Source organism: Flavisphingopyxis soli, assembly GCF_007995095.1.
GTDB classification, from domain to species: Bacteria; Pseudomonadota; Alphaproteobacteria; order Sphingomonadales; family Sphingomonadaceae; genus Flavisphingopyxis; species Flavisphingopyxis soli.
Window position 1 is genome coordinate 572,642 of record NZ_VOPY01000002.1, and the last position, 25,408, is coordinate 598,049.

A 25,408-nucleotide genomic window follows, 5' to 3' on the forward strand; every position below is an offset into this window, starting at 1 on the left:
GCCTGGAAAGTACAGAAAACCCTATGAAACTTGTCGTCGTCGAATCGCCTGCCAAGGCGAAGACCATCGAGAAATATCTCGGCCCCGGCTACACCGTCCTCGCCAGCTACGGCCATGTCCGCGACCTGCCGCGCAAGGACGGTTCGGTTCGCCCCGATGAGAATTTCGAGATGGACTGGGAGGTCTATGCCGACAAGTCGCGGCAATTGAAGGCAATCACCGACGCCGCCAAGGGCGCCGAGGCCCTGATCCTCGCGACCGATCCCGATCGCGAGGGAGAGGCGATCAGCTGGCACGTGCTCGAACTGCTCAAGAAGAAGAAGGTGCTCCCCGCGAGCGTCGGGCGTTCGACCTTCAACGCGATCACCAAGGCGGCAGTGACCGAGGCTATCGCGCATCCGCGCGAGCTCGATCACGACCTGATCGACGCCTATCGCGCGCGCCGTGCGCTCGATTATCTCGTCGGCTTCACGCTTTCGCCGGTGCTGTGGCGCAAGCTGCCCGGCGCCAAGTCGGCGGGTCGCGTCCAATCGGTCGCTTTGCGCCTCGTGGTCGAGCGCGAACGCGAGATCGAAGCGTTCAAACCGCAGGAATACTGGTCGATCTCGGCGGAGATGGAGCAGAGCGGGCAGGGCTTCGTCGCTCGGTTGACGCGCTGGCGCGGCGACAAGATCGACCGGCTGACGGTAGGCGCCGAAGGCGATGCGATGGCCGCCAAGGCCGATATCGAGAGCGGCCACTTCACCGTCGAAAGCGTCGACGTCAAGCCGCAACGGCGCAACCCGCCGCCACCTTTCACGACCTCGACGCTACAACAGGAAGCCGCGCGCAAGCTTGGTTTCTCGGCCAGCCATACGATGCGCGTCGCGCAGGGCCTCTACGAGGACGGTGCGATCACCTATATGCGGACCGACGGCGTCCAGATGGACGGCAGCGCGATCTCTGCGGCGCGCAAGGCGATCGCCGAGCGCTATGACGGCGGCTACGTTCCCGATAAACCCCGCATCTACAAGACCAAAGCGAAGAATGCGCAGGAAGCGCATGAAGCAATCCGTCCGACCGATTTTTCGAAGGACCGTGCAGGATCGGGCGACCATGGTCGGCTTTACGACCTCATCTTCAAGCGCGCGATGGCGAGCCAGATGGAGTCTGCTGCGCTTGAGCGTACCGCGGTCGAACTCGTCGACGGCACCGGCCAGCACGCGCTGCGTGCGACCGGCCAGGTCGTCAAGTTCCCCGGCTTCCTCGCGCTCTACACCGAGGGCCGTGATGACAAGGACGACAGCGACGACGATTCGCTGCTCCCCGCGATGAAGGTCGGCGATGCGCCGGCGAAAAAGTCGGTCGATGCGGTGCAGAGCTTCACCCAGCCCCCGCCGCGCTATTCCGAAGCGAGTCTCGTCAAGCGGCTCGAGGAGCTCGGCATCGGCCGTCCCTCGACCTATGCCTCGACGCTTCAGGTCCTCAAGGACCGCGAATACGTTAAAATCGAGAAAAACCGTTTTTTTGCAGAGGAAAGCGGGCGACTCGTCACAGGATTCCTCGAACGGTTCTTCGAACGCTATGTCGCCTATGACTTCACCGCCGGGCTCGAAGACCAGCTCGACGAGATCAGCGGCGGCCGCGCCGACTGGCAGGCGGTGCTGCGCGATTTCTGGAAGGATTTCAAACCCAAGACCGAAGAGGTCATGGAACGCAAACCGTCCGAGGTGACCGCCGAGCTCGACGTCTTTCTGTCGTCGTACCTGTTCCCGCCGCGCGATGACGGCACCGACCCGCGTACCTGTCCCGCCTGCGCCGACGGACGGCTCGCGCTGCGCGGTGGCCGGTTCGGCGCATTCGTCGCGTGTTCGAACTATCCCGAGTGCAAATACACCCGCCGCTTTGCGCAACCCGACGGTGAGGGCAACGGCGCCGACACCGGCCCCGAGGAACTCGGCAACGATCCCGCCAGCGGCCTCGCCGTCACCAAGAAGGTCGGACGCTTCGGCCCGTATCTCGAAATGGGCGAGGGCGACGAAAAGAAGCGGGCTTCGATCCCGCGCGACCTGCCTGGCGGCGAACTGACGCTCGAAAGTGCGCTCAAGCTGCTGTCGCTCCCGCGCGAAGTCGGCATCCATCCCGAGTCAGGCAAGGAAATCAAGGCAGGAATAGGACGTTACGGTCCGTTCCTGCTGCATGATGGGAAATACACCAAGCTGTCGACGACCGAGGAAGTGTTCGACATCGGGATGAACGCCGCTGTCGTGAAGATTGCGGAAGCCCCCGTCGGGCGCGGACGCACCGCGCGCGAACCGTTGAAGGTGCTCGGCGCGCATCCCCGCACGGAAGCCGAGATCAAGCTGATGGAAGGCCGCTACGGCGCCTATGTCACCGATGGCACGACCAATGCCACGCTGCCCAAGTCGATCGACAAGGACGTGCTGACGCTCGAAGAAGCGGCGCAGCTGATCGACGAACGCGCGGCCAAGGGCCCGGCGAAGAAAAAGCGCAAGACGCCTGCCAAGAAGAAGGCTCCGGCGAAAAAGAAGCCCGCGGCGAAGAAACCTGCCGCGAAGAAGCCGGCGGCCAAGAAGGCACCCGCAACGAAAGCTCCCAAGGCAGAATAGGACGGGGCCCTCTCCCTTCAGAAGAGGGGGAGGGAGCCGCGATCACTCGACCCAGTCGAGGCCCATTTCGCGATAGGCATCACGGCTGTCGTCCCAGTTTTCCTGGACCTTGACGTGGAGGTAGAGGTGGACGGGGACGCCCCAGATCCGCGTCAGTTCCTCGCGCGCGGCGGCCCCGATCACCTTGATCCGGCTGCCGCCCTTGCCGAGGACGATGGCGCGCTGCGTCGGGCGCGCAACGAGGATCTGCTGGTGGATTTCGACCGACCCGTCGGGCCGCTCGGCATAGGTTTCGGTCCGTACCATGCTGGCATAGGGCAATTCGGCGTGGAGCTGGAGATAGAGTTGCTCGCGCGTGATCTCGGTCGCGGTCAGCCGTTCGCTGGCATCGGACACCTGGTCGGCGGGGAAATGCCACGGTCCTTCGGGCATCTGGCCGGCAAGATAGGTCTTGAGCTCGGCCACGCCGTCGCCCGTCGTCGCGCTGATGAAGAACGTCTCGTCAAACGTGGCACCCTGGTTGATCCGTGCAGCGGTATCGAGCAGCGCGTCCTTGCGCGTGACATCGACCTTGTTGAGGACGAGGATCTTGCGCTCGGGCCGGTCGACGATGCCGTTGAGGATACGCTCGGTGCGCCGGCCGATGCCTTTTTCGGCATCGATGACGAGCGCGAGCAGGTCGGCGTCCTGCGCGCCGCCCCATGCCGCCTGGACCATCGCGCGGTCGAGCCGGCGTTCGGGCGCGAAAATACCTGGCGTGTCGACCAGCATGATCTGCGTCTCGCCCTCCATCGCAATGCCGAGCAGGCGCGTGCGCGTCGTCTGCGCCTTGGGACTGACGATCGCGATCTTCTGCCCGACCAGCGCGTTGACGAGCGTGGATTTGCCCGCATTCGGCGCACCGAGAATGGCGACGAGCCCACAATGTGACGTCATGACATCGCCTCCGGATCTATCTGGGTAAGCAGCGCGTGCGCCGCGGCCTTTTCGGCCTCTTGCTTCGAAGCGCCGTCACCGCTCGCCTTGGCGAGATTGGGGACCGACACTTCGACGGTGAAATGTGGCGCATGCGCCGGGCCGCCGCGTTCGGTCACGCGGTATTCGGGCGGCTTGCGGTTGTTCGCCGCGGCCCATTCCTGCAGCGCCGACTTGGGATGACGCGGGGCGCGATGCTGCGCGGTGATGCGCTCTCCCCACAGGCGCGCGATCAGCTCCTGCGCTGCATCGAGACCGCGATCGATATAGACCGCACCGATCAGCGATTCGACGACGTCGCCGAGAATATTGACGCTCTCGCGGCCGCCGTCGTCATTGGCCTGCTTGCCGAGGATGACGAGCGAGCCGAGATCGTTTTCGCGCGCAATATCGGCGCAAATCTCGCCCGAGACGAGGACGTTGAGCCGCGGTGACAGCATGCCCTCGGGCTCTTCGGGAAAGCGCTGGTAAAGCATGTCGGCGATGCACAGGCCGAGGACCCGGTCGCCGAGAAATTCGAGCCGCTGATAATCGCGCCCGCTGCCCGAACCGTGCGTCAGCGCTTCGACATAAAGCGCCGCGTCATGCGTGGTGATGCCAAGGCGCGATGCGAGCGCGGTGAGGCGGTCCTGCTGGGTCAAAACCCTTTCCCGATCCTGGCCCAGCGCGCGGCCGAGACCCAGCTCAGCGGATTGTACCACTGCGCCGCACCGTTGGTCGAAAACACCGTGAACATCGCCTTGCCGACGAGATTCTCGACCGGCACGAAGCCGATGCCGCGGCCGCGCACTGCGGGGAAACGGCTGTCAGCACTGCGATCGCGGTTGTCGCCCATCAGGAACAGGTGCCCCTTTGGGACGACATAGACCTGCGTCGTGTCGGGAAACGAAGGCCCGCCATCGTAGACGTCGAGCGTGTCGTAGCTATGCCCGTTGGGCAGCGTTTCACGATAGCGCGGATAGCGACAGACATCGCGCCCGCCCGAGACCTCCTGATAGATCGGCAAAAAGCACGGCAGCGTCCCGTCACGCTGGGCGGCGGCGCGCATATTGTCGGTCACCGGGATGATCGCATCGGCAACGCGAACGCGCTCGATCGGCTTGCCGTTGAGCGAAACCGCTCCGTTGGTCACCTGGATCCTGTCGCCAGGCAGGCCGATGACGCGCTTGATATAGTCCTCTTCCTGCGTCGGCGGCGCCTTGAAGACGGCGACGTCGCCGCGGTCGGGCAGGCTGGAAAAGATGCGCCTGGGGATCAGCGGTACACCGAACGGCAGCGAATAGCGGCTGTAGCCATAGGCCATCTTGTTGACGACCAGATAGTCGCCGATCAGCAGCCGCGGCTGCATCGATTCCGACGGGATGCTGAACGGCGAAAAGAGAAACGATCTCACGATCAGCACGAACAGCGCTAATTTGACGAGGAACTTGAGGAAATCGGTCTGCTCTTGCCTGGCCGAAAGCGCTGGTTTTGCGCCGTTTACCGGTGCCGTCGCAGGGCTGGTCGCGTTACGTGTGGTCATGGCTAGCGCATTGCAGGTGAGGGCAAGCCTGCGTCAAGCGCCTTTGTTGGCGCGATCGTCCCGCAGTGGAGAATGGCTGGCGAAGCGCCGGTCGGGAGGCTAAACCCCGCGGTTCAAATCGCACCCGGAGGAAAAATGCCTGACATCGACGGTTTCTGGACCGCAATCGAAGATTACGCGGTGCGACCGATCGCGGATCTGGTCGAAGGCGATGCCGACCGGCAGGAGCTGCTCGTCGTCGACCAGTCGGCGATCCGCTTCGACTTTACCAAGACGCACCTCGATACCGAACTGGTCGAACGCTTCGTCGCGCTCGCCGATGCGGTCGACCTCGATGGCGCGCGCAAGCGCCTGTTCGCCGGCGACATCGTCAATCCGAGTGAGCGCCGCGCGGCCGAACACAGTGCCGAGCGTGGCGAAGGGAATGCTGACAGCGTCGCGATCGCGCGCCAGCTCCATGTCCGGATGCGTGCGCTCATCGACGCGATGGAAGCCGGTGCGCTTGGCGAGATCCGGCATATCATCCATATCGGGATCGGCGGGTCGGCGCTAGGCCCCGATCTCGTCATCGACGCGCTCTATCGCGCCAGCGACCGCTATGGCGTCGCCGTGGTATCAAACGTCGACGGACTCGCACTTGAAGACGCAATCGAGCGCTTCGATGCCCGCTACACGCTGGTCGTCGTAGCTTCGAAGATGTTCACGACCAGCGAAACGATGCGCAACGCCGCCTCGGCGCTCGAATGGCTGCGCGCCGAAGGGGTGGCAGATCCCTATGGCCAGTTCGTCGCACTCACTGCCGACCCGGAGAAGGCGCTCGCCTGGGGAATCGACGAAACGCGTATCCTGCCTTTCTCGCGGACCGTCGGCGGTCGCTACTCGCTATGGTCGTCGATCGGTTTTCCCATCGCATTGGCGCTCGGCTGGTCGGAGTTCGAGGAATTGCTCGAGGGCGCGGCCGAGATCGACCGCCATTTCCGCCTCGCCGACTGGTCGCTCAATGCCTGCGCGCTGGCCGCCTTCGCCGACCTCTATTATGCCCAGGTCGGCCGCCATGAGACACGCGCGGTGTTCGCCTATGACGAACGGCTGCGCCTGTTACCATCATATCTCCAGCAGCTCGAAATGGAGAGCAACGGCAAGCGCGTGACCAGCGGCGGCAAACCGCTCGACCGACCGAGCGCGCCGATCGTCTGGGGCGGGGTGGGGACCGATGCGCAGCACGCTGTGTTCCAGCTGCTCCACCAGGGGACGCATATCATACCCGTAGAATTCGTCGCTTCGATTGCCGCGGGCGACGGGCTCGCCCCCGAACATCACGCGATGCTGCTCGCCAGCTGCTTTGCACAAGGCGCAGCGCTGATGACGGGCAGGGCGAACGCCGACGATCGGGCGCGCGACTATCCCGGCGACCGCCCCTCGACGACGATCCTGCTTGATGATGTCGATGCCCGCACACTCGGCGCGTTGCTTGCGTTTTACGAGCACCGCACGTTCGTCAACGCGACATTGCTCGGGATCAATCCCTTCGACCAGTTCGGCGTTGAGCTCGGCAAGGATATGGCGCGGCGGATGGACGAGGGAGCAGGCGATATCGATCCCTCGACTGCCGCGCTGATGAAGCTCGCCGGGCTGACCCCCTGACATCGCCGGCTCAGTGGGCAGGGCAGCGATTGCGCTGATCGGCAAAGTCGATTGGCACAAGCAGACACGCCACCCCATATGCGCCTTCGACCGACCGTTTTACGCAAATTGAGGAAAATACCTTGGCCAAGTTCGACTACGACCTGTTTGTCATCGGTGCCGGATCGGGCGGCGTCCGCGCCGCGCGCGTGTCGGCCTCGTTCGGCGCCAAGGTCGCCATCGCCGAGGAGTTTCGGGTTGGCGGGACCTGCGTCATCCGCGGCTGCGTGCCCAAGAAGCTGCTCGTCTATGGGGCGCATTTCGCCGAGGATCTCGAAGACGCCAAGCGCTTCGGCTGGGACGTCGGCACGCCGAAATTCAATTGGTTGACGCTGCGCGACAATGTGCTCGCAGATGTCGACCGGCTCAATACTGCCTATACCGATACGCTCGAAAGCCATGGCGTCGAGATCCTGCATGAACGCGCGGTGCTGACCGGACCCAATGAGGTGAAGCTGGCGAGCGGCAAGACGGTGACGGCCAAGACGATCCTCGTCGCGACGGGCGCCTGGCCGGTCATGCCCGACTTTCCCGGTTCGGAATACGGCATCTCTTCGAACGAGGTCTTTCACCTCGATGCCCTGCCCAAGCGTGTCGTGATCGCCGGAGCAGGCTATATCGCCAACGAATTCGCCGGCATCTTCAATGCGCTCGGCAGCAGGGTGACGATCGTCAACCGCTCGGACAAGATCCTGCGCGGCTATGACGAGACGCTGCGCGACCGCCTGCTGCAGATATCGATGACGAAAGGGATCGATTTCCGCCTCAACTGCCCGTTTGAAAAGATCGTCAAGCACAAGGACGGCAGTTTCGGCGTCAAGCTGGCCGAACACGACAGCTTCGATGTCGATCTCGTCCTGTTCGCGATCGGACGCCGTCCGCATACCGAAGGCCTGGGCCTCGATGCCGCCGGGGTCGAACTTGCCGACAATGGCGCGATCAAGGTCGACGAATACAGCCAGTCGAACATCAAGAGCATCTATGCCGTCGGCGACGTTACCGACCGCGTCCAGCTCACCCCCGTCGCGATCCGCGAGGGACAAGCGTTCGCCGAAACAGTGTTCAACAACAATCCGAGCACGGTCGATTACGACTGCATTCCGTCGGCCGTCTTCTCGCACCCGCCGCTTGCCGGCGTCGGCCTGACCGAAGGCGAGGCGCGCAACACGCTCGGCGCGATCAAGGTTTTTTCGTCCGATTTCCGCCCGATGAAAAATGTCCTCGCCGGGCGCAACGAACGCAGCCTCTACAAGATGATCGTCGATGCTTCGAACGACAAGGTCGTCGGCCTGCACATGATCGGACCCGATGCGCCCGAGATTCTCCAGGCCGCCGCTGTCGCGGTCAAGGCGGGGCTGACCAAGGCCGATTTCGATAATACCGTTGCGCTCCACCCGAGTATGTCGGAAGAGCTCGTCCTGCTGCGTTAGGCGGCGAGCGCAAGCCGATTGCGGCCGGCCGCCTTCGCTCGATAAAGCGCGGCATCTGCGCCGGCCAATACGTCTCCGATAAGCCTGCCGTGCTTGAGCTCGGCGACGCCAGCACTGATCGTCAGCCTGATCGGAACATCGTCGCTCGCGCCGTGGAACCGCATGCCCTCGATCTGGCTGCGCAATCGTTCGCAGATCGCCGTCGCCTGCTCGATGCTCGCGCCGTAGAATATCAGGCCGAATTCCTCGCCGCCGATGCGCGCGATCACATCGGCCCCGCGCAGGACGCTTGATGCGCATCGGGAAAAGCTTTGAAGAATCTCGTCACCGACGAGGTGGCCATGGCGGTCGTTGACCGACTTGAAATGATCGAGGTCGACGATCGCGACGCATCCCCGATTGCCGGCCGACAGATCGTTCGAGAGTGTTTCGAGCTGGCCCATAAAGGCACGCCGGTTGGGCAGGCCGGTCAGGAAGTCGGTCGAGGCTTCATGCGTCAACTGGTCCTCGAGAACCTTGCGATCGGCGATGTCGCGAATCGAGCTCACCACGCCCGATATCGAACCGTCGTCGTCGACCACGCCGCGACAGCGCATTTCGAACCATATGGTTGTGCCATCTCGACCCACGCCACGAAATTCTGAGGTAAACGTCTGGTCCGGATGCGACAGCGCTTCGACAAAAATCGCATTGGTATCGTGGCGGTCCTCCTTGAGCACGAGGTCCGAACCACGCATGCCGACAAGGTCGCGGGCGCTGTAGTCGCCCAATTCGGCAATCGATTGCGAGGCGTACAGGATCGTCCCGTCCGGATCGAGATTGAGAATGAGGTCACTCGAATTCTCGGTCACAAGGCGATAGCGCGCCTCGCTCGCCAACAGCTTTTCGTGCAGCAGCTTGCGGCGTGTGAGGTCGGCGGCAACGGGCAGGACGGTGAGAACGGTTACGGCGAGGTAGAACTGGAAAAACACCGTCGCACTGGCAATGGCTTCGGTCGTCTGCGCTGTCGAGCCAGCACCTGCGACCGTGAAGAATCCGCCGACCAAGGCCAGCATGACGATCGAAACGCCCGCGCCGAACTGGCCGCGCCAAATCGTCGCCATCATCACCACCAGGATCGGCAGGAACAGAAGCGGATGCGAGTTGTGCCAGAACACCGCCACGTCGGTGACGAAAATGAGCACCAGCATGGTACCGTTCTGGATGATCGTCCGCCGTTTCGCTCCGATCACAAATTTGTGCGTGTCGCTGCGCATTACCGCGCCGACGATTGGTGCGAACGCGACCGTACCGAGCGCATGGCCAGCGACCCAGCTGGCCCAGTTGGACCAGTAATCGAGGCCGAGGACCGCGGCAATCGAAGCCCCGCCCAGCCCGGAAATCGCGGGCGCAACAATACCAGCGGCCACGACGAACGAGACGACGTCATGGAGTGATGCGAGCGGGCCACGGCGATGGTTGAGCCGGCGTAAGAGCGCCGCGCCGATGACCGCTTCAGTCAGGTTGAATACGGCGAGCGGGCCTGCCGCCCACAGGCCGAACCCGAAAACGCTGGTGGCGATGAAACTCGCGATGCCGCAGGTGAGCAGTGGCCGGACCCAACGCTTGGGAGAACTCAGTGATAATTCGGCGAGCAAGATCGCGGTCGCCACCCATATGAATGCAACACCGCCGCCGAAACGCGTCGACATGATCGTTGCCGAAGCGGCAACGAAATAGATCAGGCCGATGATTATGGCGCGCAACCACGCACCGCCAAGGCCAAAGGTGAATCGTCTGGTCACGCGCCATGCCTAGTTTTGAACAGTTAATATGGCGTTTTCCAATTGCGGTATTTTGGGTCGTCATCGGCCTGCCCGCGACAGACACGTCCGGCTTGCATCGCGGCGCGCGGCGCGCATAACCTCTTCGCCACATCAGTTGGGGGAGGGAAGATGAGTGAACAGGGAGCCATTGCGGCCGATCGACAGCCCGCGCCGGGCGAACCTAGCGCACGCGACATCAGACTGGTTATCGCCGCGTCGTCGATCGGGACGGTGTTCGAATGGTATGATTTTTTCATCTACGGCACGCTCGCCAGCCTGATCGGCAAGGCCTTCTTTCCCGCCGACAACGAGACTTTGCAACTGCTGCTCGTCTGGGCGGGGTTTGCCGTCGGCTTCGGCTTTCGTCCGCTCGGCGCGATCTTGTTCGGCTATCTTGGCGACCGGCTGGGTCGCAAATACACCTTCCTCGTCACCGTCACGCTGATGGGTGTTGCAACCGCAGGTGTCGGCCTGATCCCGAGCGCCGCGACCATCGGCCTTGCTGCACCAGCGATCGTTATCGCCTTTCGCATCCTCCAAGGGCTCGCACTCGGCGGCGAATATGGCGGCGCGACGACCTATGTCGCCGAACACGCCCCGGTCGAGAAGCGCGGCTATTACACCAGCTTCATCCAGGCGAGCGTCGTCGGCGGCTTTGCGCTGAGCGTCGCGGTTGTGCTTGCCTGTCGATATCTGATCCCGGCCGACGATTTTGCCGCCTGGGGCTGGCGCGTGCCTTTCCTGTTGTCGCTGTTGCTGCTCGCAGTCTCGCTGTGGATGCGGCTCAAGCTTAGCGAGAGCCCGGTCTTCAAGGCGATGAAGGAAGCGGGCACGATGGCGAAAAACCCGTTCGTCGAAAGCTTCACCTATCCGGGCAACAAGAAACGCCTGTTTGTCGCATTGTTCGGCATCACCGCCGGCCTGACGACGATCTGGTACACCGCGTTCTTTTCGAGCCTGTCGTTCCTCAAGGGCCCGATGCGCGTCGATGCGACGGTCGCCGAAATCACCGTCGGGATCGCCGGCTTCCTGTCGATGGGCTTTTACCTCGTCTGGGGCCGGATTTCCGACCGGATCGGGCGGAAGAAGCCGATCATCTGGGGCAATATCCTCGCGCTGATCCTGCTGTTTCCCGCCTTCTGGGCGATGGGTGAACTTGCCAACCCGGCGCTCAGCCATTCGGCCAGCGCGGCCCCCGTGGTCGTGTCGGGACCCGACTGCAGGTATGATCCCTTCGCCAGCGAACAGGCCACGCGCTGCGGGCGCTTGCTCCAGGACCTGACGACGAGCGGCGTTCCCTATGCGCTCGAAACCAGCGATACGCTGGGCGTCGCGGCTGGCTCCATGGCGCTCCCGCTCGATGGTTATCCCTGGGACGATGCGGCGGCACGACGCACAGCCCTGCAAACCGCCCTGCAGGACGCCGGTTATGATTTCTCACCGCAGAACCCGCCGCTCGCCAACCTCATCGCGATCGGTGCGGTCCTGCTCGTCCTCGGTATGTTGTCGGGCATGACCTACGGCTCGGTCGCGGCATTGCTTGCCGAGATGTTCCCGCCGCAAATCCGCTACAGCTCGATGTCGATCCCCTATCATATCGGCGCGGGTTATTTCGGTGGGTTCCTGCCGCTGATCGCGGGATACATCATCGCCAAGACAGGCAATGCCTATGCCGGCCTGTGGTACACCTGGGTGTTCGTCGCGATTGCCCTGGTCGTCGGCTGGTGGGGTATCCCCTCGGGGCCGCCCACCGATTTCGACGATTCGAGCGAAAGCCCCGCCTGAACGAGCGGACGGTGATGGACGCCGCAGCGCGCGAGGGTTATCCGCAGGCGATGGATGATTTTCAACCGCCCCTGAGATTGCGGCTCGACGGCGCCGCGCTGCAATCGAACTGGCGCTGGCTTGCCCGGCAGAGCGGCGCTGCTGCGTGCGGCGCTGCCGTCAAGGCGGACGGCTATGGCCTCGGCGCGCGCGACGTTATGCAAAGGCTGGCGCAGGCGGGCTGCCGCGATTTCTACGTTTCGACCTGGGCCGAAGCCGATGCCCTGATGCCTCTCGCCAAAGGCCTCTCGCTCTCGGTATTCCATGGTGTGCGCGATGACGACATGGCGTATGCGGTCGGCAGCCCGGCGCGGCCCGTCCTCAACAGCCTCGACCAGGTCCGGCGCTGGCTGGCGCATTGCCCCGACCGGCCGTGCGACATCATGGTCGATACGGGCATGAATCGCCTGGGCCTTGCCCTCGACGACATCGGCGACAAAGCCATTGATCGACTCACCATCAACACGCTGATGAGCCATCTCGCCTGCGCCGATGAAGACAGCACAATGAATGCACGTCAGCGCGACCGCTTTGCCGCAACTGCCGCGCAGTTTGCCGGCGCGCGCGCCAGCCTCGCCAACAGCGCCGGCATCTGCCTCGGCGACGAATACGCCTTTGCCCTGACGCGTCCGGGCCTGGCGCTTTATGGCGGCATTCCGCGTCGCGAGGCAGTGGGCAATATCACGCCTGTCGCCTATCCCGAGACGCAAATTCTCCAGCTCCGGTCGCTGACCGCGGGCGAGACGGTCGGCTATGGCGCGACCTTCACCGCGCCAACGGCGATGACCGTGGGAATCGTCAACGCAGGCTATGCCGACGGGCTCTACTGCTCGCTTGGGCCTTCCATGACGCTCTCCTATCGCGGGGACCATTGCGCGATCGTCGGGCGGGTCTCGATGGACCTCATCGCGATCGAACTGCCCGACGATGCCCGCGAAGGCGACTGGGTCGGGATCGACTTCGACCTCGCCGTTCTCGCGCAAAATTCGCCGATGTCGCAATATGAACTGCTGACCGGCCTCGGCCAGCGCTGGGACCGTGTCTGGTTTTAGGCGTGCGCGCCGAGCCAGGCGATCAGCGGTTGCCACAGGGTTTCGGGTGCCGCGCGCCCGACGACCATGCCGATATGTCCCGATGCGACATCGCGGCGCTCGCCCCAATCGGGCACCGCGGCAAGCGGGACGATGCGATCGCTGGTCGATGCGAAATGGAGCGAGGGGACATCATCGGGTCGAGGATCGATGCGCTTTCCCGCGACGCGCCAATCGCCATTGGCCGGTGCATTGGCACCGAACAGGTCGTCGAACAGTCCGGCGCCCGCAGCATAGGGCAGGGGATCGCCGCCGTTCGCCCAGTCCTCTAGCGCGACGAAAGTAGCAAGCATTGCCGGATCCAGTTGCGGATCTGCCAAACGCGCGAACTTTTCCACGGTGCGATCGGGATCGAGTGCCCAGAAAGCGGTCTGGAGCAATTCGAGCGGGACCAGCCCGACACGTTCGAGCGCATGCCGATTGTGCTGCCACAGCCGAGCCAGCCGGACGCGCATCGTGCCGGGATAGGCGTCGAAGTCCCACGGCGCGGCAATCGTCGCGACGCTTGCGACCGGTGCGACCGCTCCAGCGCCAAGTGCAAGCGTTCCGCCAAGACAGTGACCGACGAGCTGGACCGACCCACCGAGCCGCTCGATTGCGGGCAACAGATAGCGTTCAACATGCTCGTTCAGGCCGTCGCCAGCATCGGCGCGGCACGGCGTTCCCCAGGTCAGCAAGTGGACGCCGAACCCGGCATCGACGAGCGCGCGTGCGAGCGAATTGTCCGCAGCCATGTCGAGCACGCGCGGCGGATTGATCAGCGACGGGATGAGCAGCACCGGCGGGCCATCGCTGCGATAGCAATGAAGCCGCGCGCGTCCGATCGCCTCGCCGGGGACGTCGGGCCAACGCTGGGCCGACCGCGGCGCCTGCTGGTATCGCTGCAAGCCGTCGAGCGCGGCGGCCGCGGTCGCGGGGTCGCTGCGTGCGACCTCGGCGACCATCTGGAGGAACAGCGGCAGTGGGCGCGGGCGATGTTGCGGTGCATCATCGTTTGATGCTAAATGATCCACGGCCTTCCACCCCCGTCCAGCAAGAGACTGTCATGGCAAAAGCGCAGCATCGTTCCAAGAGCGATCGCGACAACGATATCATCGTTATCAAGAAATACGCCAATCGTCGTCTCTACGACACCGACAAGTCGCGCTACATCACGCTCGACGATCTCGCCGGCATGATCCGCGAAGGACGCGAGTTCACCGTCGAGGATGCCAAATCGGGCGATGACATCACGCACAGCGTCCTCACCCAGATCATCATGGAAGAGGAATCGCGCGGCCCGACTATGCTGCCGGTCAAGTTCCTGCGACAGATCATCGCGCTGTATGGCGACAGCGTGCAATCGATCGTGCCCAATTATCTCGACGCGACGATGGACAGTTTTCGCGACAACCAGCAGCGCGTCGGCCAGGCGATGAGCGGCGCGCTCGGCAGCGACACGCTCGCCGAGATGACCCGCCGCAATATGGCTATGTTCCAGTCGGCCGCGCGCGCGTTCGGCATGCCTGCGATGGGCGGCGGGGCGCCCGATACAGAGGCAACCGCGAACGGCAACGACAAGGATGCCGAAATCGCCCGGCTCAAGGCCGAACTCGAAGCGCTCAAGAAATCGAGCGCCAGCAAGAAATAACCCCGTCAATCGGACTCCAGTTTCATGATCAAGCACGCGTTAAAGAACCGCCGGGCGACCGATTTTTCGGCCTGGTACCAGGAAGTCATCACCGAAGCCGACATGGCCGAGGAATCGGGCGTGCGCGGCTGCATGATCATCCGCCCCTGGGGCTATGGAATGTGGGAGCGGATCCAGCGCCTGCTCGACGACCAGATCAAGGCGACAGGCCACGAAAACTGCTATTTCCCGATCTTCATCCCCTTGAGCTATTTCGCCAAGGAAGCCGAGCATGTCGACGGCTTCGCCAAGGAAATGGCGGTTGTCACCCATCATCGCCTGATTGAGCAGGACGGAACGCTCGTCCCCGATCCCGATGCCAAGCTCGAAGAGCCGCTGATCATCCGGCCGACGTCAGAAACCGTGATCGGCACCGCTTTTGCGCGCTGGATCCAGAGCTGGCGCGACCTGCCGGTCAAGATCAACCAGTGGGCCAATGTCGTCCGCTGGGAAATGCGCACGCGGATGTTCCTGCGGACGAGCGAATTCCTCTGGCAGGAAGGCCATACGGCGCACGCGACACGTGACGAGGCGATGGAAGAGACGCTCGCGATCCTCGAACTCTATCGCAGTTTCTCCGAAAATGTTCTCGCGATGCCCGTTATCGCTGGCGAAAAGCCCGAGCATGAGCGCTTCCCTGGCGCGGTCGCAACCTATTCGATCGAAGCGATGATGCAGGACGGCAAGGCGCTCCAGGCGGGCACGACGCACTATCTCGGCACCGCTTTCGCCGAGGCGCAGAACATTCGCTACCAGTCGCCCGAGGGCGAGCTCGAACTCGCGCATACGACAAGCTGGGGCGTCTCGACGCGCCTCATAGGCGGCGTCATCATGACGCACGGCGACGACGACGGCCTGCGCGTTCCCCCGCTGATTGCACCACACCAGATCGTCATCGTGCCGATGCTACGCGACAATGACGAGGATGCGGCCCTGCTCGATTACTGCAACGCGCTCGTCGCCTCGCTCAAACAGGGCAGTGCGTTTGGCGAACCGCTGCGCGTCCATCTCGACAAGCGCGCGCTCAAGCCCGCCAACAAGCGCTGGTCGTGGGTCAAGAAGGGCGCGCCGATCATCCTCGAAATCGGCGGCCGCGACATGGCCGCGGGTCTCGTCACGGTCATCGAACGCACTGCGCTCTATGGCGACGACGGTCGCCTCGCGAGCAAGGCGATGACGCCCGCCGATCTCGCCGCCGCGGCGCCCGGACTGCTCGAAGCGATCCAGCAACAGCTGCACGCCGAAGCCAAGACGCGCCTTGACGCCAACATCACCCGCGACATTACCGACCGCGCTGCGCTCGCCGCGCATTTCGCCGATGCGGCAGCTTATCCGGGCTGGGTCGAGGTCAGCTGGTCGAAGCCGACCGGCGCCGGGCTCGAGGCGATCATCGAGGAACTGAAGGCGCTCAAATTGACGATGCGCAACGTGCCGCAGGGCAGCGATGCGGCGGGGTCGACCTGTTTCTTCACCGGCGAGGCGGCGGTCGAACGCATCCTCATCGGCCGGGCATATTAAGGTGGCCAAGCAGCAACGCGCACCCGACGGCATGCCGACGATCGACCAGGTCGTCGCCTTCATCAAATCGAGCCACCAGCCCGCCGGCAAGCGCGAGATCGCGCGCGAGTTCGGCCTCAAGGGCGGCGAAAAAATCAAATTGAAGGCGATGCTCCGCGACATGACCGACGACGGGCTGATCGACCTGACGCCCGGTCGCACCTACACCGCCGGTGGCGAAGTCCCCAAGGTCACCGTGCTGCGGATCGTCGATATCGACGACGATCAGCCCGTTGCGACGCCCGAGGAATGGGATGCAGGCACCCCGCCGCCGATGCTTCGCGTCATCCAGCGCGGGCGCAAGGGCGCACTCGGCGTCGGCGACCGGATCCTCGCGCGCACCGAAGAGCGCGGCAAGGGCCATGTCGCGCACCTGATGAAAAAGCTCGAGCGGACCGAGGAAATGGTCCTCGGTGTCGTCACCGCACAGCCGGGTAACAAGGCGAAACAATACTGGCTGCGCGCGGTCGACAAGAAAGCGCGCCGCGACTGGGCGATCTCCGACCTTGGCGAGGCAAAGCCCGGCGATCTCGTCCTTGCCGCGATCAGCGGTCGCCCGCCGCAGCAAAGCGTCGCGGTCAAGCAGATCCTCGGCGATCCGCTCGCGCCCAAGAGCTTCAGCGAGATCGCGATCCACAAATACGGCATCCCCCACGTCTTTCCCGACGCGGTCATCGGCGAGGCCGAACGCGTGGCGAAAGTCCCACTCGGCGACAAGCGCGAGGATCTGACGCATATCCCGATCGTCGCGATCGATCCCGCCGACGCGCGCGACCATGATGACGCGATCTGGGCGGGCGAAGACGACGATCCCAAGAACCCCGGCGGCTACCGCGCGATCGTCGCAATCGCCGATGTGAGCTACTATGTCCGCCCCGGCAGCGCGCTCGACCGCGAGGCACGCAAGCGCGGCAACAGCGTCTATTTCCCCGACCAGGTCGTGCCGATGCTGCCCGAGATCCTCTCGGCCGACATGTGTTCGCTCAAGGCCGGGCAGGACCGCGCCGCGCTCGCCTGCCACATGACGATCGCCGCCGACGGCCGGATCACCGCGTGGCGTTTCACCCGCGCGCGCGTCCGCCTCGCCGCTAACATCGCCTATGAAGACGCGCAGGCAGCGATCGACGGCATCGCGCCGCACGATCTCACCGATACCGCACTCAGGCCGCTCTGGGCGTGCTGGGCGCTGCTCAAGGCGGCGCGGACCAAGCGCGAACCGCTCGATCTTGACCTACCCGAGCGGCGCATCGAACTCGATGAAACCGGGCGCATCACCTCGGTCGCGGCGCGCGACCGGCTCGATGCGCATCGCCTCGTCGAGGATTTCATGATCGCCGCCAACGTCGCCGCGGCCAAGGGCCTCGAAGGCAAGGCGCGCCCCGTCATGTACCGCGTCCACGAAGTCCCCAGCCGCGACAAGCTCGTCGCGATGAAGGACTATTTGAAGACCCTCGACGTGGACTTCGCGCTCGGCCAGGTCGTCCGCCCCGCGATCTTCAACCGCGTGCTCGGCAAGATCGCCAATGAAGCGATCAAGGCGCAGGTCATGGAACAGGTGCTGCGCACGCAGATGCAGGCCTATTACGGCCCCGTGAACATGGGCCATTTCGGCCTCGCGCTGGGTAGCTACGCGCATTTCACCTCACCGATCCGCCGCTATGCCGATCTGCTCGTCCACCGCTCGCTGGTCGATGGCTACGGCCTCGAACAGGGCAAGCCCGCCGACGACAAGATCGCGGCAAAAACCGGGCTGGCACGCGACGATATCGAGGATCTCGCCAAGATCGGCCAGGCGATCAGCGATGCCGAACGCCGCGCCATGCAGGCCGAACGCGAGACGGTCGACCGCTACGTCGCCGCCTATCTGTCGCGCCACAAGGGCGAGATCGTCGATGCGCGGATCACCGGGGTCAAGGATTTCGGCTTCTTCGCAACGGTCGATGACATCGGCGGCGACGGCCTCATCCCCGTGCGCTCGCTCGGCCGCGAATATTTCGAATATGACGAGGCCAGCCAGACGCTGACCGGACGCGACACCGGCACCCGCTTCACCAGTGGACAGCGGCTCAAGCTGCGGCTGGTCGAGGCCGATCCGATCAAGGCATCGCTGTTGTTCGAACTGCCCGAGCGGACCGATGCCAATGGCGGCGGTCGCGACGAGCGTTCATCGGCACCGCGCGGCAAGGGCGGCCCCAAGGGAACGCGCAAGGATCCGCGCAAACGTCCCGGCAACGGCGGCGACAAGCGCTACGGCAAGAAGCCCGGCAAGGGACCTCGCGGCGGTGGCTCCGATCGCGGAGGACCCGATAAAGGCCCGCGCCGCAGCCCCGGCAAGGGACCACGCACCGGTAAAGCTGAGACGCGCGACGGCGAGCGCAGCAAGAAGCCCAACCAGGGCAAACGCGGCCGCCCCGCCAACATCCGCCACCAGGGCAAGAAAAGCCGCTAACTCAAGCGGTCGATGTCCTCGATCGACAGCGATCCGGGGATGATGAACACCGGGCAGCCCATTGTGCCCGCATCGCTGCCCGCGAAGTGCGACACCAACGGCCCGGGATTGCCCGATGCGGCGGCACCGAGGACGAGCGCGACGATCTCCTTGTCGTCGGCAATCACGTCGCGGACGACGTCGATGTCCTTGCCCAGCCGGACGGTAATCGTCGGCGATATGCCGTTTTCGAGCGCCAGTGTGCCAGCCGCGCCGGCGACGAGCGCCTCGGCGCGGGCGCGCGCCTCGTCCTCCATCGTCGCCTGCGCGCCGCCCCACGCCACGAATTCCTGCGGCGCGACGACCGCGAGGACATGGACCTTGCCGCCGGTGCGCGCAGCACGGCGCGCGGCAAAGCGCATCGCCAGCGCCGATTCATCGCTCTCGTCGATGACGACCAGATAACTTCTCATGCAGCGTCCCCCCAATCTCGGGGCGTCGCGTGTCCCTGCCGGGACGCCCTTCACGCAAATTTGGGCGCGCGCAGCGCACGATGCAAGCACGAAGCCGACATAGGCCTTGACCCGATGCCCCGTTTCGGGCTGGAAGGCGCGAACAATCGCCGCCCGCAACCGCCGGGCCGCCGCCAGATTACGAGGATGCCAGCCGATGGCCATCGAGCTTAAAATGCCCGCCCTTTCGCCGACCATGGAGGAAGGCACGCTCGCCAAATGGATGGTCAAGGAAGGCGACGTCGTGACGTCGGGCACGCTCCTCGCAGAGATCGAGACCGACAAGGCGACGATGGAATTCGAGGCGATCGACGAAGGCACTGTCGCCAGGATCGTCGTCCCCGACGGCACCGACGCGGTCAAGGTCGGTGACGTCATAGCGATCTTGGCGGAAGAGGGCGAAGACGTCGCCGAAGCGGCGGCGAGTGGCGGCGCAGTTGCAAAGGCTGAACCAGCCGATACGCCAAAGACCGAGGGCGGTCATTCGGCAAGCTCGGCACAAACAGATGATGGATCAGGCGCTTCCCCCTCATCCACTCCTTCATCCGCTCAGGCTGAGCCTGTCGAAGCCCCTTCGGCGAGCCAGGCTCCGACCCGATCCAATGACGGCGACCGCATCAAGGCCAGCCCACTCGCCCGCCGCATTGCCGCCGACACCGGCGTCAACCTGTCCACGCTGACCGGCTCGGGTCCCGGCGGCCGCATCGTCAAGGCCGACGTCGAAAGCGCCACCCCGCAAACATCCGCTCAGGCTGAGCCCGTCGAAGCCCGCGCGCAGTCCAAATCGGCCCCGGTCGATCCCGGCGAGATTCCGCATGAGGTCCAGAAACTCAGCAACATGCGCAAGACGATCGCGCGCCGGCTGACCGAGGCGAAGCAGACCGTGCCGCATATCTACCTGACCGTCGATATCCGCATCGATGCGCTGCTCAAGCTGCGCGGCGAGCTCAACGCCGGTCTCGAAAGCCGCGGCATCAAGCTCAGCGTCAACGACCTCCTCATCAAGGCGCTCGCACAGGCGCTGATGATCGTCCCCAAGTGCAACGTCGCCTTCGCCGGCGACAGCCTAATCGCCTACAGCCGCGCCGACATCTCGGTCGCGGTCAGCATCGAGGGCGGCCTGATCACGCCCATCGTCGTCGGTGCCAACGAAAAATCGGTCTCGGCGATCGCGACCGAGGTCAAGGATCTCGCCGGGCGCGCCAAGGAGGGCAAGCTCCAGCCGCACGAATACCAGGGCGGCACCGCGAGCATTTCGAACATGGGCATGTTCGGCATCAAGCAGTTCGATGCCGTCATCAACCCGCCGCAGGGCATGATCATGGCGATCGGCGCGGGCGAAAAGCGCCCCTATATCGTCGATGACGCGCTCGGCGTCGCGACGGTCATGAGCGCCACCGGCAGCTTCGACCACCGCGCCATCGACGGCGCCGACGGCGCGCAACTGATGAAGGCGTTCAAGGACCTCGTGGAGAACCCGCTGGGGATGTTGGCTTAATGCTTCCTTCGACAAGCGATCTGCTAGAGCGCCTATTTTCGAAAGGCGTAAAGAGCGAACAAGTTGAACAAGCGCTGGGCATTCATCAAAGCGGCGTATCAGCGCTACGGCACAAGAAACGAAAACTATCCTACGAAGAAGTTAGAGCTTTGTTGGAGGCGTTTCCCGCCGAAGCCGGATGGTTGACGCCCGCCATCCGCGTCACCGCGATGCCCGCCGATCTCAACCCCTATGGCGGCGTTTTCGGCGGCTGGATCATGAGCCAGATGGCGCTCGCGGCGGGCTCGCTCGCCTCGCGCCATGCCAAGGGCAAGACGGTCGTGATCGCGGCGGACGAATTGCGCTTTCCCGGTGCGATGGCGGTCGGCGACGAGCTGTCCTGCTATCCGGTGATCGAGAAACAGGGCAGCAGTTCAATGACTATCGCGGTTGAAGCGATTGCGCGCGAACGCGATGGCGAAACCGAAACCCGCGTCGCCAGCGGCCGCTTCACCTTCGTCGCCATCGGCGCGGACGGCAAAAAACGCGAAATTACTCCTACGGTTTGAACGAAAGCAAAGAGTTATGGCCGAAACTTACGACGTCATCGTATTGGGCAGTGGACCGGGCGGCTATGTCGCGGCGATCCGCGCGAGCCAGCTTGGCCTCAAGACCGCGATCGTCGAGCGCGAGCTGCTCGGCGGGATCTGCCTCAACTGGGGCTGCATCCCGACCAAGGCGCTGCTGCGTTCGGCCGAGATATTCCACTATATGAACCACGCCAAGGATTACGGGCTCGCGGCCGAGAAGATCAGCGCCGACCTCGACGCCGTCGTCAAGCGCAGCCGCGGTGTCGCGAAACAACTCAACCAGGGCGTCACGCACCTGATGAAGAAGAACAAGATCGCGGTCCATATGGGCACCGGCACGCTGACCGGGCCGACCAGCCTGACCGTCGAAAGCGACAAGGGCGAGGAAAAGCTCACCGCCAAGCATATCATCGTCGCGACTGGCGCGCGCGCCCGCGACCTTCCCTTCGCCAAGGCCGACGGCAAGCGCGTCTGGACCTATCGCCACGCGATGACGCCGCCCGAAATGCCCACCAAGCTTCTGGTCATCGGATCGGGCGCGATCGGCATCGAGTTTGCCAGCTTCTACAATGACATGGGCGCCGATGTTACCGTCGTCGAGATGCTCGACCGCGTCGTTCCGGTCGAGGATGCCGACGTCAGCGCATTCCTCGAGAAATCGCTCAAAAAACAGGGCATGACGATCATGACCGGGGCAGGGGTCGAGAGCATCGACGTCGGCGCCAAGGGCATCACCGCCGCGATCAAGGGAAAAGACGGCAAGGTCGCCAAGTCAGAGTTCAGCCACGTCATCGTCGCGGTCGGCATCGTCCCCAATACCGAGAATATCGGCTTGGAAAAGCTCGTCGAAATGGATCGCGGCTTCATCCAGATCGATCCCTATGGCCGCACCAGATCGAAGGGCCTGTGGGCGATCGGCGATTGCGTTCCCGGCCCCTGGCTGGCGCACAAGGCGAGCCACGAAGGCGTCACCGCCGCCGAGGCGATTGCGCAAGAACTGGGCAACACCGACGTCCACCCACACGCGCTCGACCGCAACAATATCCCTGGTTGCACCTATTGCCACCCGCAGATCGCCTCGGTCGGCATGACCGAAGCCAAGGCAAAGGAGGCGGGTTACACGCTCAAGGTTGGCACCTTCCCCTTTATCGGCAACGGCAAGGCGATCGCGCTCGGCGAGGCTGAAGGGTTCGTGAAAACGGTGTTCGATGCCAAGACCGGCGAGCTGCTCGGCGCGCACATGATCGGCGCCGAGGTCACCGAGCTGATCCAGGGCTATGTCGTCGGCAAGACGCTCGAAACGACCGAGGTAGAGCTCATGACCAGCATCTTCCCGCATCCGACGCTCAGCGAGATGATGCACGAAAGCGTCCTCGCGGCGTACGACCGCGCGGTGCATATCTGATTGCGGTGGCTGATTGCGATGGCCGCGCTTAGCGCGCGATCGAGGACTTGATGACGTTGACGCGTTTCTGGAAATCGCGCCGGTTGTTCTGGCGCGACAGCGTCGACGTGATGTGGTTTGCGACCGCCTGGTAGATCGGCTTGTCGAAGCGGCAGCCGTAGCGCATGTCGCCTTTCCATGCGACCGTGGCACGGAGCGGTTCGATCCCGTCAATATGGACGAAGAATGGCTCTTCTTCGCGAAAATTGCCGGCGCAGGCGAACGAGCACCCCTCGCGCGAGAAATCGAGCACGGTCACCGTGACGGGCTTTAGCTTGGCCTGGTGCAGGATCCCCTCGATGACCACGGGTTCGCGGCGCGCACTGCGACGATCATCGCCATGGTCGCACCACGACGGCCGATCGAGACCGCTGGTCGCAAGTTGACGCATGAACTGCGACTGGGAAAGCTTCATGCTTTGCATAGTCATCGATTAGCGCAACGTGATTAAACTAGTGTAAACTAGGATGATCCTCCGATCGTAGGACTCGGAAATCTTATCGGGGTTCAATTTCCAGCAGTGTTCCGGTCCACTGACCTTTTGATATCCGGTACGCTTCGGTCTGGCCGCCGGACGGCCGCACTTGTGCAGCGGGCATCACGGCGTGCCGACGCCAACCAACCGGCCGTCAATACGCTTTCCGTAATAGCTATCGCCGCCATGGTTGGCCTTGGCATTCTCTTCGATACTGCCGGTCTGGCGTGGATCCTTGGGTCGCTCTTGACTGTCGATATACGCGGCCACGTCCCATGCCTGTTGATCGGTAAGACTGCTGCCCTGGCCAAGCGGCATATTGGCCTTGATGAAGCCTGCTGCGGTGTTCACCCTCGCCATGCCAGCCCCCCAATTGAAGCTATTCGGACCCCAGAGAGGGGGGAAGACAATCCGGCCGTTAATGTCCAACTGGCCGGCACCGTCGGCGCCATGACAGGCAGCGCATTTTGCAACGAAGACCTTTTGCCCGCGGGCGGGTTCATAGCCGAGCGAAGTCTTTTCCAGCGTGGGATAGCCTGCTCCGGGCATATTGGCACCGGTCGGGGCGCCGGTTGCTAGCCAGTGCATATATGTCTCGAGGTCTTTGTATACCGCATGGCCTGCCGGGGGTGGGCCACCCGACTTCGATGCCTGGGCGTTCATCGAATAGGTGAAACACCCCTTTATCCGGTCCTCCATCGTGTTGATCTGCTTGTTCTTCGAACGATATTTTGGATAGGCCACCCACGCCGCCCACATCGGTGCGGAATTTGCGCGGCGACCGCTGTCGAGATGACAGCTCGCACAAGCCACGCCGTTGCCGACGAAATCGCCGGCGTTCGACGCGGTGTTGACAAAGATCGCCTGTCCGCGCCGGACCGCATCGCCTGCCGGGCCATCGGGTATGGACGTTTCGGCGGGCGGCTGGAACATTTGGGCTTGGGCAACGTCCGGGCTCATGGGGACCTCGCCCCTGTCGCTGAAAATCCCCGCATCGAACGCTAATGACGCTATCACGAACAGCGCAGCGCCTCCGCCGATAGCGATGATGGCGGTCCTGACGCCGCGTCCCATGAGCGGGCGGGCGCGCTCTTCGCCGCCTTCAACTCGCTCGCGCTCTTCACTTTCCATTGGTTCGACCCCTTGTTGCTGGCGCTGGAACGGGAGGAAGCGTAGCCAGATAATCCGCCACCGCGCGGCGATCCGCATCGTTCAGGCGGGCCGCGATCCCGTTCATCAACCTGCCGGTGGAATTGTCGCGGGTTCCCGATACCCAAGCCGTCAGTTGGGCCGCGGTATATTCGGGATGCTGGGCGGACAGCGCCGGGAAACTCGGAGCGACCCCGAATGTCGATGGCCCATGGCACGAGACGCACGAAGGCAAGCCGCGGGCCCAGTCGCCGTCGAGGACGAGGCGCTCACCGCGAACCAGGTCCCCGCCGAGCGATGCCCGTGCGTTCGACGGCGCCCGCATGACAGAATAATAATCGCCGATCCGCCGCATGTCCTGCGGTTTCAACGTCCGGGCCACAAGCTGCATGGTCTCGTTGCGCCGCTTCCCGGTGACGTAATCGCCAAGCTGCTTGGCGATATATGCGGCAGGAAGGCCAGCCAGGCGAGGGACGCTCGCCGATCCTTGACCGCGCATGCCATGGCATGATGCGCACGCCCATGTCTGACCATTGCCCTGTGAAACGAGCTTTTGGGCGATCGGATCGATGGCAGCCTGAGTAGCGGAGCTCATTGGCGGTTGCGGTCCCAGCGATGCGTCGAGCCGCGCCGCGATTTCCTGCCCGCCCTGCCAGGCCCCGCGACGCCCCGCGAGCAAGCGCGCGGTCGCAACGTCGCCCTCGGTCAAGAGATCGTGGCGGTCTGCGAAGGTCCCGCGAACGTGTGTTACAAGGCGAACAATATCGGCGTCGGACAATACACTCGCGAAACTGGGCATATGGCCTTCGAATGTCGCGTCACCGACGCGGATCGGGCCGTCGATCCCGTTGAGCAGGATATGCATCGCGACTTCGGGCGATGCCTTGAGGAACGGCGAGCTGGCCAGCGGTGGGATCGCTCCCTCGACTCCGCTGCCATTAGGCTGATGACAGGTCGCACAGCGCGATACGAACAGCTCGGCACCGTTCTGCCGGTTGGCGTGCTGGTCGGCGATTTGATCGGATCGCTCGGCCCGCCCGACCGTCACCGCCTTGCCGTTGTCGAGCAGCGTGAAAACTCCCCACAAGGCGAGTGCGACCGCGATTATCAGGACCGGTAGCGGGATTGGCTTGAACTCCTCGTAGGGTTCAAAGCTTTCCATTGGCGG

Annotated in this window: 20 protein-coding genes; 11 read left to right on the forward strand and 9 right to left on the reverse strand. The window is 63.9% G+C overall.

The features are described from left to right. The first annotated feature begins 23 nt into the window (after positions 1 to 23). Positions 24 to 2,609 (forward strand): type I DNA topoisomerase, encoded by a 2,586-nt coding sequence (gene topA / locus FSZ31_RS09395; RefSeq protein ID WP_147123082.1) that lies wholly within the window; start codon positions 24 to 26, stop codon positions 2,607 to 2,609. Positions 2,610 to 2,651: 42 nt separating this feature from the next. On the opposite strand, the gene era is transcribed toward topA, so the two are convergent. Genes era through lepB form a run of 3 tightly spaced genes read right to left on the reverse strand, consistent with a single transcriptional unit; the run spans position 2,652 to position 5,106 of the window. Further along, positions 2,652 to 3,545, reverse strand: a complete 894-nt coding sequence (era, locus tag FSZ31_RS09400; RefSeq protein WP_147123083.1) for a GTPase Era — start codon at positions 3,543 to 3,545, stop codon at positions 2,652 to 2,654. After that, entirely contained in the window at positions 3,542 to 4,225 is a 684-nt protein-coding gene (rnc, locus tag FSZ31_RS09405; RefSeq protein ID WP_236643744.1) for a ribonuclease III, read from the reverse strand. Before rnc ends, era begins: the two co-directional genes overlap by 4 nt. Then, entirely contained in the window at positions 4,222 to 5,106 is an 885-nt protein-coding gene (gene lepB, locus FSZ31_RS09410; protein ID WP_147123084.1) for a signal peptidase I, read from the reverse strand. Before lepB ends, rnc begins: the two co-directional genes overlap by 4 nt. Before the next feature lie 135 nt (positions 5,107 to 5,241). On the opposite strand from lepB, the gene pgi reads away from it, so the two are divergent. Both pgi and gor read left to right on the forward strand, forming a co-directional pair. Further along, positions 5,242 to 6,750 carry a glucose-6-phosphate isomerase gene (pgi, locus tag FSZ31_RS09415; protein ID WP_147123085.1) on the forward strand — a complete coding sequence of 503 codons (1,509 nt, stop codon included), beginning with the start codon at positions 5,242 to 5,244 and terminating at the stop codon, positions 6,748 to 6,750. A 122-nt stretch (positions 6,751 to 6,872) separates the two neighbouring features. Beyond that, the gene (gene gor, locus FSZ31_RS09420) at positions 6,873 to 8,219 is read left to right on the forward strand and encodes a glutathione-disulfide reductase (protein ID WP_147123086.1); all 1,347 of its coding nucleotides are present in this window, start codon (positions 6,873 to 6,875) and stop codon (positions 8,217 to 8,219) included. Here gor and FSZ31_RS09425 read toward each other — a convergent pair. Continuing rightward, entirely contained in the window at positions 8,216 to 10,003 is a 1,788-nt protein-coding gene (locus tag FSZ31_RS09425; protein ID WP_147123087.1) for a sensor domain-containing diguanylate cyclase, read from the reverse strand. The genes gor and FSZ31_RS09425 overlap by 4 nt on opposite strands. Positions 10,004 to 10,153: 150 nt before the next feature. On the opposite strand from FSZ31_RS09425, the gene FSZ31_RS09430 reads away from it, so the two are divergent. Together FSZ31_RS09430 and alr are read left to right on the forward strand one after the other, a co-directional pair. Then, on the forward strand, positions 10,154 to 11,809 hold the full coding sequence (locus tag FSZ31_RS09430; protein WP_147123088.1) for an MFS transporter: 1,656 nt from the start codon (positions 10,154 to 10,156) through the stop codon (positions 11,807 to 11,809). Between the two features lie 50 nt (positions 11,810 to 11,859). Continuing rightward, positions 11,860 to 12,900 carry an alanine racemase gene (alr, locus tag FSZ31_RS09435; protein WP_147123284.1) on the forward strand — a complete coding sequence of 347 codons (1,041 nt, stop codon included), beginning with the start codon at positions 11,860 to 11,862 and terminating at the stop codon, positions 12,898 to 12,900. On the opposite strand, the gene FSZ31_RS09440 is transcribed toward alr, so the two are convergent. Then, complete coding sequence (locus FSZ31_RS09440; RefSeq protein WP_147123089.1) at positions 12,897 to 13,952, reverse strand: alpha/beta hydrolase; 1,056 nt, start codon at positions 13,950 to 13,952, stop codon at positions 12,897 to 12,899. The genes alr and FSZ31_RS09440 overlap by 4 nt on opposite strands. 32 nt (positions 13,953 to 13,984) lie before the next feature. On the opposite strand from FSZ31_RS09440, the gene phaR reads away from it, so the two are divergent. The 3 genes from phaR to FSZ31_RS09455 are packed head-to-tail and all read left to right on the forward strand — an operon-like array spanning position 13,985 to position 18,614. Then, positions 13,985 to 14,569, forward strand: a complete 585-nt coding sequence (gene phaR, locus FSZ31_RS09445) for a polyhydroxyalkanoate synthesis repressor PhaR (protein WP_147123090.1) — start codon at positions 13,985 to 13,987, stop codon at positions 14,567 to 14,569. 24 nt (positions 14,570 to 14,593) lie between these two features. Beyond that, positions 14,594 to 16,126 (forward strand): proline--tRNA ligase, encoded by a 1,533-nt coding sequence (gene proS / locus FSZ31_RS09450; protein WP_147123091.1) that lies wholly within the window; start codon positions 14,594 to 14,596, stop codon positions 16,124 to 16,126. 31 nt (positions 16,127 to 16,157) lie between these two features. Further along, positions 16,158 to 18,614 (forward strand): ribonuclease R family protein, encoded by a 2,457-nt coding sequence (locus FSZ31_RS09455; RefSeq protein WP_147123285.1) that lies wholly within the window; start codon positions 16,158 to 16,160, stop codon positions 18,612 to 18,614. On the opposite strand, the gene FSZ31_RS09460 is transcribed toward FSZ31_RS09455, so the two are convergent. Beyond that, entirely contained in the window at positions 18,611 to 19,066 is a 456-nt protein-coding gene (locus FSZ31_RS09460; RefSeq protein ID WP_147123092.1) for a universal stress protein, read from the reverse strand. The genes FSZ31_RS09455 and FSZ31_RS09460 overlap by 4 nt on opposite strands. Before the next feature lie 196 nt (positions 19,067 to 19,262). On the opposite strand from FSZ31_RS09460, the gene FSZ31_RS09465 reads away from it, so the two are divergent. The 3 genes from FSZ31_RS09465 (at position 19,263) to lpdA (ending at position 22,577) form a co-directional block, all read left to right on the forward strand. Beyond that, positions 19,263 to 20,603, forward strand: a complete 1,341-nt coding sequence (locus tag FSZ31_RS09465) for a pyruvate dehydrogenase complex dihydrolipoamide acetyltransferase (RefSeq protein WP_147123093.1) — start codon at positions 19,263 to 19,265, stop codon at positions 20,601 to 20,603. 182 nt (positions 20,604 to 20,785) lie between these two features. Further along, positions 20,786 to 21,151, forward strand: a complete 366-nt coding sequence (locus FSZ31_RS09470) for an acyl-CoA thioesterase (RefSeq protein WP_408021650.1) — start codon at positions 20,786 to 20,788, stop codon at positions 21,149 to 21,151. A 16-nt stretch (positions 21,152 to 21,167) separates the two neighbouring features. Next, positions 21,168 to 22,577: a dihydrolipoyl dehydrogenase gene (gene lpdA / locus FSZ31_RS09475; protein ID WP_147123094.1), complete on the forward strand. Its 1,410-nt coding sequence runs from the start codon at positions 21,168 to 21,170 to the stop codon at positions 22,575 to 22,577. Between the two features lie 28 nt (positions 22,578 to 22,605). On the opposite strand, the gene FSZ31_RS09480 is transcribed toward lpdA, so the two are convergent. The 3 genes from FSZ31_RS09480 to FSZ31_RS09490 all read right to left on the reverse strand — a co-directional run bounded on the left by FSZ31_RS09480 (position 22,606) and on the right by FSZ31_RS09490 (position 25,402). Next, positions 22,606 to 23,031, reverse strand: coding sequence for a PilZ domain-containing protein (locus tag FSZ31_RS09480; RefSeq protein ID WP_161595993.1), 426 nt, complete (start codon positions 23,029 to 23,031; stop codon positions 22,606 to 22,608). 183 nt (positions 23,032 to 23,214) lie between these two features. Beyond that, entirely contained in the window at positions 23,215 to 24,222 is a 1,008-nt protein-coding gene (locus FSZ31_RS09485) for a c-type cytochrome (protein WP_201739155.1), read from the reverse strand. After that, positions 24,212 to 25,402: a c-type cytochrome gene (locus FSZ31_RS09490; protein WP_147123096.1), complete on the reverse strand. Its 1,191-nt coding sequence runs from the start codon at positions 25,400 to 25,402 to the stop codon at positions 24,212 to 24,214. The genes FSZ31_RS09485 and FSZ31_RS09490 overlap by 11 nt, the downstream gene beginning before the upstream one ends. Between the last annotated feature and the right edge of the window lie 6 nt (positions 25,403 to 25,408).